We start from the raw sequence: 9,613 nt of genomic DNA on the forward strand, positions 1-9,613 counted from the left end.
ATGGCTCTCAAGGTCAAGCTGACGAAGAGCTTCTCGGGCTCGTCCGAGGATCAGATCGCGACGATCCGGAGCCTCGGGCTGAAGAAGTTCGGTGACGAGCGGCTGCTTCAGGACACGCCGGCGGTTCGCGGCATGGTGAACAAGGTGCGTCACCTGGTGACGTCCGAGACGGTGCAGGGTGATGCTCCCAAGCCTTCCCGCCGCAAGCCTCGGAAGATTCGGGCCCGGGACGCCGCGCGCGCCCGGAATGCCCAGGCCGCGAAGGCCTAGTGCGAGAGGGTTCAGACAATGGCGACTACGCTCCATAACCTGAAGCGCCCTGAGGGCTCGTGGCACCGCAAGAAGCGGGTGGGCCGCGGCCAGGGTAGCGGCCTGGGCAAGACGGCCGGCCGCGGTGGCAAGGGCCAGAAGGCCCGTAGCGGCAACATGCGTTTCGAGGGCTTCGAGGGCGGTCAGAGCCCCCTGCAGCGCCGGCTGCCGAAGTTCGGCTTCATCTCCCCCAACCGCACCGTGTACGCGGTGGTGAACCTGTCGGACCTCGAGGGGTTCGACGCGGGCGCCACGGTGGACGTGGCCGCGCTGGAGTCCCGGGGCCTGGTGAAGGGCCGCTACGACGGCGTGAAGGTGCTCGGCAACGGCACCCTCTCCAAGAAGCTCTCCGTTCGGGCGCACAAGCTTTCGGCGACCGCCCGCGAGGCGATCGAGAAGGCGGGCGGCTCCGTGGAGGAGCTCCCCCTGGTGGCGCACAAGCCGGAGTCCGCGGCCAAGGCCCACTCCGGCAAGGGCGTCAAGCAGGCCAAGAAGTCGTGAGGGTAGGGCGCGTTACACTCTTAGTGGTGCGCGCCTTTCCATCCGTGTAGGATTCCGCGCCCCTTTCCGAATTCGGACAGGGGCGCTGTTGTTCTGGCTGAAACCTTTCTGGGGGATGGATCCCACGTGGCTCTGAACGCCTTCGTCAACGTCTTCCGCATCGCGGAGCTGCGCAGCCGGCTCATCTATACGCTGATGCTGCTCGCGGTGTACCGCATCGGCATCTTCATCAACACGCCTGGCGTGGACCGGGCGGCGATGAACGCGTTCATGGACGCCCAGCGCCAGTCGGGCGGCCTGTTCTCGCTCTTCAATCTGTTCTCCGGCGGCGCCCTGAACCAGATGTCCATCTTCGGTCTGGGCATCATGCCGTACGTGTCCGCCTCCATCATCATCCAGCTCCTGGCGGTGGTGGTGCCCAGCCTCGAGCGGCTGCAGAAGGAGGGCGCCGGCGGCCGGCAGAAGATCAACCAGTACACCCGCTACGGCACCATCGCGCTGTCGATCGTCCAGGGTGTCGGTATCTCGCGCTGGCTGGCCTCGCTGGGCCGCAGCGACGCGGGCCAGTCCGGCTTCAACCAGGTGGTCGTCCCCAACGACAACGTCTGGTTCACCTTCATGACGGTGATCAGCCTGACGGCGGGCACCGCGTTCATCATGTGGCTGGGTGAGCGCATCACCGAGCGCGGCATCGGCAACGGCATCTCGCTCATCATCTTCGCGGGCATCGTGTCCGGCCTGCTGCCCAGCGGCAAGACGCTGTTGGACCTGGTCCAGCAGGAGGTCGTCAGCATGGCGGCCGTGGCGGCCCTGCTGCTCTTCATGGTGTTGGTCGTCGGCGTGGTGGTCTACGTCGAGCGCGGCATGCGGCGCATCCCGGTGCAGTACGCCAAGCGCATGGCCGGCCGGCGCATGTTCGCCGGACAGGCCACGTACTTCCCGATGAAGGTGAACACCTCGGGCGTCATCCCGCCCATCTTCGCCGGCGCGCTGCTGTCCTTCCCGGCCACGCTGGGCACCTGGTTCCCCTTCCTGCAGGGCATCCAGCGCAGCATCGAGTCGAGCCCCTGGGTCTACAACGGCATCTTCGTCCTGCTCATCATCTTCTTCTCCTACTTCTACACGGCGCTGACCTTCCGGCCGGACGACGTGGCGGACAACATCAAGAAGCAGGGCGGCTACATCCCGGGCATCCGTCCGGGCCGGCAGACGGCGGACTTCATCGAGGGCGTGCTCAACCGCATCACCTTCGGTGGCGCCCTGTATCTGGCCGCCATCTGTGTGATTCCGTCCATCATCAGCAACATGCTGGGCGTCAACTTCACCTTCGGCGGCACGGCGCTGCTGATCGTCGTGGGCGTGGCGCTGGACACGGTGCAGCAGATCGAGGGCCACCTCATCAGCCGCAACTACGAGGGCTTCGCCGGTCCGCGCGGCCCCCGTATCCGCGGCCGGGTCCGCGTGGCGGCCTGAGCGAGGAAGTCGTTCTCGGGCGCTCCTCCCCCTCACCCCGGGGAGGGGCGCCTCGTCGTTCCAGGGGTGTGAGAGCGGCGTGGGGGGCATGTTCGCCGTGGCCCCCGGCGCGCTCCTTCCTGACGAGCTGAGAGGAATACATGAACCTCATCCTGTTTGGCCCTCCGAACGCGGGGAAGGGCACCCAGGCGAAGATGCTGTACTCGGAGTTCAAGATTCCGCAGATCTCCACGGGTGACATCCTCCGCAAGGCGGTTCGTGAGGGCACGGAGATGGGCAAGCTGGCCGGGCCGTTGATGGCCGCCGGTGCCTACGTGCCGGACGAGATCGTCATCGGCATCGTGGAGGAGCGCCTGAAGGAGCCGGACTGCGCCAACGGTTTCATCCTGGATGGCTTTCCTCGCACCACGCCCCAGGCCGAGGCGCTTGAGCGCATGCTGGCCCGGCTGGGCAAGAAGATCGACGCGGTGGTGTCCCTCGAGGTGCCGCACGAGAAGCTCATCGAGCGCGGCTCGGGGCGCCGCTCCTGCCCCAGCTGCGGGGCCGTCTACCACGTCTACCAGAGCCCGCCGAAGCGGGCAGGCTTCTGCGACAAGGACGGCACGGGCCTCGTGCAGCGCGAGGATGACAAGGCCGAGGTCGTTGAGAAGCGCTTGAAGAAGTACGACGCGGAGACGGCTCCCCTGAAGCAGTTCTACGCGCAACGTGGGCTGCTCAAGAGCATCGACGGTGTAGGGTCGCCCGAGGGCGTCTACGCGGATATCAAGAAGGCGATGGGCAAGGCCTGAGCGCCCGTATACCAGCGGGCCACCAGGCAAGGGCCGGGCGCGCGGAGTGCGTGCCCGGCGTTCGTCCAGGAATGGTCCTCCCCGCCGAGCTCATGGTGAACCAGGGCACGGATGAGGTGGACCTCCTCGGCGATGACTGGACAGCCGATCTCCTCGACATCAAGCTTTCCGCGTACTTGGAGCATTCGGGTGCTCATCACCGAAGGGGGGCGGGAAGTCCTCACCCGGCGCCAGGCTGGGTGGGAGTGTGGAATACAAGGGTGTACGCAGGGAGTTCGTAGAATTTCGGGGTTTTCAGCGCGAGGATGCTTGCCACTTCAGGACCAAAGTGTTATCCCGCCGCGCTTCCAGTGTTCAGGTGGTCCGCAAGAGGGTTATCTGATTGCCGAAGGATGATTCCATTGAAGTCGAGGGGACGGTCATGGAGCCCCTCCCGAACGCGATGTTCCGCGTGGTGCTGGACAATGGCCACAAGGTGCTCGCGCACATCTCGGGCAAGATGCGGATGCACTTCATCCGAATCCTCCCGGGCGACAAGGTGAAGGTGGAGCTGTCCCCGTATGACTTGACCCGGGGCCGCATCACCTACCGAGCGAAGTAGCAGGGGCCTGGTTCCGCGGAATGGCGGACAGGCCCTCGAGGCTTTTCTTTTCTAAAAGCGAAGGAAGGGAAGTACCGCCATGAAGGTTCGGGCGTCCGTCAAGAAGATCTGCGACAAGTGCAAGGTTGTCCGCCGCAAGGGCATCGTGCGCGTCATCTGCGCCTCCAACCCCCGGCACAAGCAGCGCCAGGGCTGAGTCCCCCAGGGACTGAGCTCCAGACCAACTCCACCCAGAAGGAACGACGAAGATGGCTCGTATCGCCGGCATCGACCTCCCGCCCAACAAGCGCGCGGTGATCTCGCTGCAGTACATCTACGGGATCGGCAACAAGTCCGCCCACGACATCATCGTGGCCGCGGGGATCGACCTCGCCACCCGGACCAAGGATCTCACCGAGGAGCAGACGCGGAAGATCCGCGACCTCATCGAGACCAACTACAAGGTCGAAGGTGACCTCCGTCGCGAGGTGACCATGAACATCAAGCGGCTGATGGACCTGGGTTGCTACCGGGGTCTGCGTCACCGCAAGGGTCTGCCGGTTCGCGGCCAGCGGACGCACACCAACGCGCGTACCCGCAAGGGTCCCAAGCGCGGCATCGTGCGCGCCAAGCCGGCGGCGGGCGCTCGCTAGTTCTTCCACCTGCGCCGGTTCCATGAGGAGCCGGCGTCGATCACCTACCTCCAGGAGCAACGAGTTCCATGGCTGAAGAGACCAACGCGCCCGCGGCGACCGAGGCGGCCCCCGCGACCGGCGAGGCCCCTGCCGCTGCCGCGCGCAAGAAGGGCAAGAAGGGCAAGAAGAGCATCCTCAACGGCGTGGTCCACATCCAGTCCACGTTCAACAACACCATCATCACGATCACGGACGTGTCCGGGAACGTGATCTCCTGGTCCTCCGCCGGCGCCCGCGGTTTCCGCGGCAGCCGCAAGTCGACGCCGTTCGCCGCCCAGGTGGCCGCCGGTGACGCCGCGGCCAAGGCCATGGAGCACGGCCTGAAGAACGTGACGGTGCTGGTGAAGGGTCCGGGAGCTGGCCGTGAGTCCGCCCTGCGCGCGCTCGCCGCCGCCGGCCTGAAGATCTCGCTCATCCGCGACGTGACGCCCATCCCGCACAACGGCTGCCGTCAGCCCAAGCGCCGCCGCGTCTAGTTCCATTCCGGGCCGCTCTCCTCGCGGGAGCGGCCCCAGACCACCTTTACACGGAGAAGCATCGTGGCCCGTTATACCGCCTCCGCCTGCCGCATCTGCCGGCGTGAGAACCTGAAGATGTACCTGAAGGGTGACCGCTGCTACACGGACAAGTGTGCCATCGAGCGGCGTCCCTATCCCCCCGGCCAGCACGGCCAGGGTCGCGTGAAGTTCTCTGGCTACGGCGTGCAGCTGCGCGAGAAGCAGAAGGTCAAGCGCATGTACGGCCTGCTCGAGAGCCAGTTCCGCGGCTACTACCACCGCGCCTCCGCCGCCAAGGGCAAGACCGGTGAGAACCTCCTGCAGCAGCTTGAGCTGCGCCTGGACAACGTGGTGTTCCGCATGGGCTTCGCGGACACCCGCGCCGAGGCCCGCCAGCTGGTGCGTCACGGTCACTTCACGGTCAACGGCAAGCGGGTCAACATCCCGTCCTTCGCCGTGAAGCCGGGCGCCACCATCGAGGTGGCCGAGAAGAGCCGGAAGATCCTCCGCATCTCCGAGGCGCTGGAGACCGTGGACCGCCGCGGCGTGCCGCAGTGGATCGACCTGGACAAGAAGTCCTTCAAGGGCACGGTGCGCACCGCTCCGAACCGCGAGGACCTCACCATGCCGATCCAGGAGCAGCTCATCGTCGAGCTCTACTCCAAGTAATTGGCCTGGCTCGCCCACCTGCTGGGCGTGCTGCCGCTGGAGCTGTCGTACGCGCCCTGGCCTCACCGCCGGGGCGTCGTGCTTCTACCGGCCCTCCCCGAGCAACTCCGGGCCGGGCCGTTCATCCAAGAACCCCACGTGCCCATCCTCCCGTCATCCGGCGGGTAAGTCGGTGGTGGCGCACGGCATGAGGAGTACACGGACATGGCTGACTCTTTCATTGCGAAGAACTGGCGCGACCTCATCAAGCCACGTCGGCTCGAGGTCGATCAGGACTCGCTGTCCCCCACCTACGGCAAGTTCGTCGCCGAGCCGCTCGAGCGTGGCTTCGGCACCACGCTGGGCAACTCGCTGCGCCGCGTGCTGCTGTCGTCCCTGCAGGGCGCCGCCATCACCACGGTGAAGATCGAGGGCGTGGACCACGAGTTCACCACGATCCCCGAGGTGGCCGAGGACGTCACGGACGTCGTGCTGAATCTGAAGGAAGTCCTCCTCCGGATGCACACGAACGAGCCGAAGACGCTCCGCATCGAGGCCGAGGGCCCCAAGGACGTGAAGGCCGGTGACATCATCGCCGACCAGGACGTGGAGATCCTCAACCCGGGTCACCACATCTGCACCATCTCCGAGGGTGGCAAGGTCCGCATGGAGCTCACCTGCCGCCGCGGTCGTGGCTACGTGCCGGCAAACTCCAACAAGGTGGCGGGCTCGCCCATCGGCACCATCCCCATCGACTCGCTGTTCTCGCCCATCCGCAAGGTGAACTACCAGGTGACCAACGCCCGCGTCGGCCAGGTCACCGACTTCGACAAGCTCACCCTCGAGGTGTGGACGGACGGCTCCGTCACCCCGCAGGACGCCGTGGCCTACGCGGCCAAGATCGTCAAGGAGCAGCTCACGGTCTTCGTCAACTTCGACGAGACCGAGGAGCCCGTGGCCGTCGAGGCTCCCAAGGAGGAGGCCAAGCTCAACGAGAACCTCTTCCGCTCCGTCGACGAGCTGGAGCTCTCCGTTCGCTCGGCCAACTGCCTGCAGCAGGCCAACATCAAGACCATCGGCGACCTGGTGCAGCGCACCGAGGCCGAGATGCTCAAGACCAAGAACTTCGGCCGCAAGTCCTTGAAGGAGATCAAGGAGATCCTCGCGGAGATGGGCCTGTCGCTCGGCATGAAGCTGGAGAACTGGCCTCCGAAGACCCCTCCGCCCGCTCCCGCTCCGGGTGCTGGTGCGGCGGCGGCCGCCGCCGGTGCGGCCGCGGTGCCCCCGGGCGCTCCCAAGGCCTAGTCGTTTCCGCAGCACCTCCTCCCACGGGGCGGCACTGCCGCATGCCTCGCGGGAGGAGGGGGCCTCACCAGGCCCAACACAGCAACGGTGGAGCCCGTGCCGGTTCCATCCTTCCCACCCGGTACCTCATACGGCCGGAGTGGTGGGTCCTCCCCGGACCCGGAAAGTCAGCCCATGCGTCACAAGGTCGGACAGAGGAAGCTCCACCGCACCACGAGCCACCGGCTCGCGATGCTCCACAACATGGTCACCTCGCTGCTCGAGCACGAGGCCATCCGCACCACGCTGCCCAAGGCCAAGGAGGCCCGGGCCCTCGCCGAGCGCATCATCACCCTCGGCAAGCGCGGTGGTCTGGCCAACGTGCGCCTCGCGGAGCGGACGGTTCGCAACCGCGCCATCCTCCAGAAGGTGTTCAGCGAGTACAAGACCCGCTACGCCAATCGCCCGGGCGGTTACACCCGCATCGTGCGCCTCGGCTTCCGCAAGGGTGACGGCGCCGAGATGGCCCTGCTGGAGCTGGTGGATCGTCCCGCCAAGGCCGTTCAGCCCGAGGGCACCGAGGGCGCCGCTCAGGCCACGGAGCCCAAGACGGAGGGGTAGTCCACTCCCGTCGGTAGGGTAGGTAGTGCACGGAAGCGTCCTTCCCCCTGGGAAGGGCGCTTTCGCGCTTTCTGGGGCCTGTCATGGGCTCGTGGAGCGGAGGGCTCCCGGGGAGCCCTCGACGCCCCTCGGGGCTACTACTCGTCCTGGGTGAGGTTCTTGCCGTTCTCGAGCAGCACGGCGCGGCCCTCGGAGGTGCGCATCTCCACACCCACGATGCCGATATCCGCGGGCGCCGCCCGGCCATCGGCTCCCAGCAGCTGCTTGGGGCTGATGGTGACTTCCTTGGCCGGCTCCACGCGAGCCACCGAGGCACGCCACTCCGCGCCCTTCCTGTCCTTGATGATGACGAGGACGTCCAGCCAGGGCTCCTCGCTCTTGTTCATGATCGTCACCGAGGAGCGGCTGGTGACTGGAACGAGCTTGGCGCCGAAGTCTCCCGTGTCCTTCGTGCCCCGGGCCCAGGTGGCGCCGACGGTCAGCATCGAGAGCAGGACCCAGCCGGCCACGATGAAGGCCTTGTACTTGAAGAAGCGGTCCTGCTGGCGGAACTCGTCCACCTTCTCCTTCACGACGGAGACGGCGTTGAGGGCCACGTTGGCGGACTCGGACTTCAGCCGCTGGCTGAGTGCCTCCTGCTGTTTGTCCTTTGGCAGGGGCGCCGCTCGCGTGGCACTCATCACACGCAGGTTGGTCTGCGACACGCGCGGCACGTTCGACGACGACGGAGTCCCGCGCGCCGGCTGCTGGGGCTTGTTGGCACCTTCACTCATCGGGCCCCCAGTGTAGAAGGCCCGGGCTCCCGCTGGCTACTGGCCGGGAGTCTTCAGCTGCTGCAGCGCCCGGGACGCCATCACGTTCTCCGGCTGGGCCTCCAGCACCTTGCGCAGCCAGCGCTCCGCCTTCTCGGCCGCTACCCGGCGCTCCTCGGGCTTCGAGGACTGCTTCGCCTGCTCGGTGAAGAGGATGCCCAGCCGCAGCGTGAACTCGAGGTTCTCCGGATCCTTCTCCACCACCTGCATCAGCTCGCGCTCGGCGCCCGCCCAGTCGCCCTCCAGCTGGAGCACCAGCGCCAACTTGCCCCTCGGCGGCACCGCGTCCGGCTGCAGGTGGGTGAGCACCCGGAAGGCCTCTCCCGCCGCCTTCAGGTCCTTGCGCTCCAGGTGGAGGTCCCCCAGCCGGAACCACGCCGTGTCCAGCAGCGGGTTGAGCTCCACCGCCTTCTCCAGGTACGGCCTCGCCGCCTCCGGCCTCTGCCGCGCCAGGTACAGCTCGCCCAGGTAGAAGTGGTTCTTGCCGTCCTCGGGCGCCAGCTCGATCGCCCGCTTGAACTCCTCCACCGCCCGGCCCGCGTCGTCCAGCCGCTGCCACGCCAGCCCCAGCAGCGCGTGCACCACCGCCAGGTCCGGGTAGTCCCGGAGGATCTCCTCGAAGTTCACGATGGCCGGGTGCGGCGCGTCCAGCTCCTGGAGGTAGCGCATGGCCTCCTCCAGCTTCGGCTCGGCCGCCTTGGGGAAGCGCGCGAAGGGATCGGCGATCTGATCCATCAGCGCCCGGGCCCTGGCCACCTCGGAGGGGCTCGGCTCCCTCTTCACCAGCGCGCCCAGGGCCTTCACCGCCCCCGCCGAGTCCCCCGTGTGGTGCAGCGCCTTGGCCAGCGGCAGGCGGATGCCGGCGCGCTCCGGGGCGAGCTCGGCCGCCCGGCGCAGCGGACCCACCGCCTCCGCGTACTGCTCGGACTCCAACCGGGCGAGCCCCAGCCGGTAGTGGAACTCGGGTTCGTCCGGCTTCATCGCCAGGGCCCGCTCGAAGGCCGCCACCGCCGGGCTCCCCGCGTCCGAGGCCCGCGAGAAGTACGCCAGGCCCAGCATGTAGTGGTTCACCGCCCGCTCCCCCTGGGCATTGCGGCGCTGCAGCTCGGCGATCCACGCGTCCGTGTGGCCCGCCTTCACCTGGGCCTCGGTGAGGGCCCGCGCCAGCGCCAGGTCCTCCGGAGCCCGGGCGAGCTCGGCCTCCAGCAGCGGCACGGCGCGCTCGGGCTGGTTCTTCGCCAGGTAGGCGCGGGCCTGGTCGCGCGGCTCGAGGGGGCGCTCGGCGGCGGTGCCATGGCCGCAGCCGGTGGCGAGGCCCAGGCCCAGCACGGCCACTCCGGCCCAGGTGGTGAGACGGCGCGGCGGGCGGCGGGAGTCGGAGGGGGGAAGTCGCACGGGGAAACGG

Annotated in this window: 14 protein-coding genes; 12 read left to right on the forward strand and 2 right to left on the reverse strand. The window is 67.6% G+C overall.

Annotation, left to right across the window (positions count from 1 at the left end; translation table 11 throughout):
* The 12 genes from rpmD to rplQ all read left to right on the forward strand — a co-directional run bounded on the left by rpmD (position 1) and on the right by rplQ (position 7,396).
* On the forward strand, positions 1-270 hold the full coding sequence (rpmD, locus tag JRI60_RS22820) for a 50S ribosomal protein L30 (protein WP_204227942.1): 270 nt from the start codon (positions 1-3) through the stop codon (positions 268-270).
* A gap of 18 nt (positions 271-288) precedes the next feature.
* The gene (rplO, locus tag JRI60_RS22825; RefSeq protein WP_204227943.1) at positions 289-810 is read left to right on the forward strand and encodes a 50S ribosomal protein L15; all 522 of its coding nucleotides are present in this window, start codon (positions 289-291) and stop codon (positions 808-810) included.
* 126 nt (positions 811-936) lie between these two features.
* The gene (gene secY, locus JRI60_RS22830) at positions 937-2,283 is read left to right on the forward strand and encodes a preprotein translocase subunit SecY (protein WP_204227944.1); all 1,347 of its coding nucleotides are present in this window, start codon (positions 937-939) and stop codon (positions 2,281-2,283) included.
* A 140-nt stretch (positions 2,284-2,423) separates the two neighbouring features.
* Positions 2,424-3,071 carry an adenylate kinase gene (locus JRI60_RS22835; protein ID WP_204227945.1) on the forward strand — a complete coding sequence of 216 codons (648 nt, stop codon included), beginning with the start codon at positions 2,424-2,426 and terminating at the stop codon, positions 3,069-3,071.
* A 421-nt stretch (positions 3,072-3,492) separates the two neighbouring features.
* Positions 3,493-3,672, forward strand: coding sequence for a translation initiation factor IF-1 (gene infA, locus JRI60_RS22840; protein WP_013375891.1), 180 nt, complete (start codon positions 3,493-3,495; stop codon positions 3,670-3,672).
* A 79-nt stretch (positions 3,673-3,751) separates the two neighbouring features.
* Entirely contained in the window at positions 3,752-3,868 is a 117-nt protein-coding gene (gene rpmJ, locus JRI60_RS22845) for a 50S ribosomal protein L36 (protein ID WP_002633586.1), read from the forward strand.
* 52 nt (positions 3,869-3,920) lie between these two features.
* Entirely contained in the window at positions 3,921-4,304 is a 384-nt protein-coding gene (rpsM, locus tag JRI60_RS22850) for a 30S ribosomal protein S13 (protein ID WP_204227946.1), read from the forward strand.
* A gap of 68 nt (positions 4,305-4,372) precedes the next feature.
* Positions 4,373-4,822: a 30S ribosomal protein S11 gene (gene rpsK / locus JRI60_RS22855; protein ID WP_204227947.1), complete on the forward strand. Its 450-nt coding sequence runs from the start codon at positions 4,373-4,375 to the stop codon at positions 4,820-4,822.
* Positions 4,823-4,885: 63 nt separating this feature from the next.
* Positions 4,886-5,512, forward strand: coding sequence for a 30S ribosomal protein S4 (rpsD, locus tag JRI60_RS22860; protein WP_204227948.1), 627 nt, complete (start codon positions 4,886-4,888; stop codon positions 5,510-5,512).
* The gene (locus tag JRI60_RS22865) at positions 5,513-5,680 is read left to right on the forward strand and encodes a hypothetical protein (RefSeq protein WP_204227949.1); all 168 of its coding nucleotides are present in this window, start codon (positions 5,513-5,515) and stop codon (positions 5,678-5,680) included.
* A 36-nt stretch (positions 5,681-5,716) separates the two neighbouring features.
* Positions 5,717-6,796, forward strand: a complete 1,080-nt coding sequence (locus JRI60_RS22870; protein ID WP_239470671.1) for a DNA-directed RNA polymerase subunit alpha — start codon at positions 5,717-5,719, stop codon at positions 6,794-6,796.
* 174 nt (positions 6,797-6,970) lie between these two features.
* Positions 6,971-7,396 carry a 50S ribosomal protein L17 gene (rplQ, locus tag JRI60_RS22875; RefSeq protein WP_204227950.1) on the forward strand — a complete coding sequence of 142 codons (426 nt, stop codon included), beginning with the start codon at positions 6,971-6,973 and terminating at the stop codon, positions 7,394-7,396.
* Between the two features lie 137 nt (positions 7,397-7,533).
* On the opposite strand, the gene JRI60_RS22880 is transcribed toward rplQ, so the two are convergent.
* Both JRI60_RS22880 and JRI60_RS22885 read right to left on the reverse strand, forming a co-directional pair.
* The gene (locus JRI60_RS22880; protein ID WP_204227951.1) at positions 7,534-8,169 is read right to left on the reverse strand and encodes a hypothetical protein; all 636 of its coding nucleotides are present in this window, start codon (positions 8,167-8,169) and stop codon (positions 7,534-7,536) included.
* 36 nt (positions 8,170-8,205) lie between these two features.
* Positions 8,206-9,603 (reverse strand): tetratricopeptide repeat protein, encoded by a 1,398-nt coding sequence (locus tag JRI60_RS22885; protein ID WP_204227952.1) that lies wholly within the window; start codon positions 9,601-9,603, stop codon positions 8,206-8,208.
* Positions 9,604-9,613: the final 10 nt, after the last annotated feature.

The organism is Archangium violaceum (genome assembly GCF_016887565.1).
In the GTDB taxonomy this organism is placed as follows: domain Bacteria; phylum Myxococcota; class Myxococcia; order Myxococcales; family Myxococcaceae; genus Archangium; species Archangium violaceum_B.

What these genes read in the sequence shown, in the direction of transcription:
- rpmJ (WP_002633586.1), top strand. Translation starts at nt 3,752, where the DNA reads ATGAAGGTTCGGGCGTCCGTCAAGAAGATCTGCGACAAGTGCAAGGTT.
- JRI60_RS22835 (WP_204227945.1), top strand. Translation starts at nt 2,424, where the DNA reads ATGAACCTCATCCTGTTTGGCCCTCCGAACGCGGGGAAGGGCACCCAG.
- rplO (WP_204227943.1), top strand. Translation starts at nt 289, where the DNA reads ATGGCGACTACGCTCCATAACCTGAAGCGCCCTGAGGGCTCGTGGCAC.
- JRI60_RS22870 (WP_239470671.1), top strand. Translation starts at nt 5,717, where the DNA reads ATGGCTGACTCTTTCATTGCGAAGAACTGGCGCGACCTCATCAAGCCA.
- rpsM (WP_204227946.1), top strand. Translation starts at nt 3,921, where the DNA reads ATGGCTCGTATCGCCGGCATCGACCTCCCGCCCAACAAGCGCGCGGTG.
- infA (WP_013375891.1), top strand. Translation starts at nt 3,493, where the DNA reads ATGGAGCCCCTCCCGAACGCGATGTTCCGCGTGGTGCTGGACAATGGC.
- rpsK (WP_204227947.1), top strand. Translation starts at nt 4,373, where the DNA reads ATGGCTGAAGAGACCAACGCGCCCGCGGCGACCGAGGCGGCCCCCGCG.
- JRI60_RS22880 (WP_204227951.1), bottom strand. Translation starts at nt 8,169, where the DNA reads ATGAGTGAAGGTGCCAACAAGCCCCAGCAGCCGGCGCGCGGGACTCCG.
- rpmD (WP_204227942.1), top strand. Translation starts at nt 1, where the DNA reads ATGGCTCTCAAGGTCAAGCTGACGAAGAGCTTCTCGGGCTCGTCCGAG.
- rplQ (WP_204227950.1), top strand. Translation starts at nt 6,971, where the DNA reads ATGCGTCACAAGGTCGGACAGAGGAAGCTCCACCGCACCACGAGCCAC.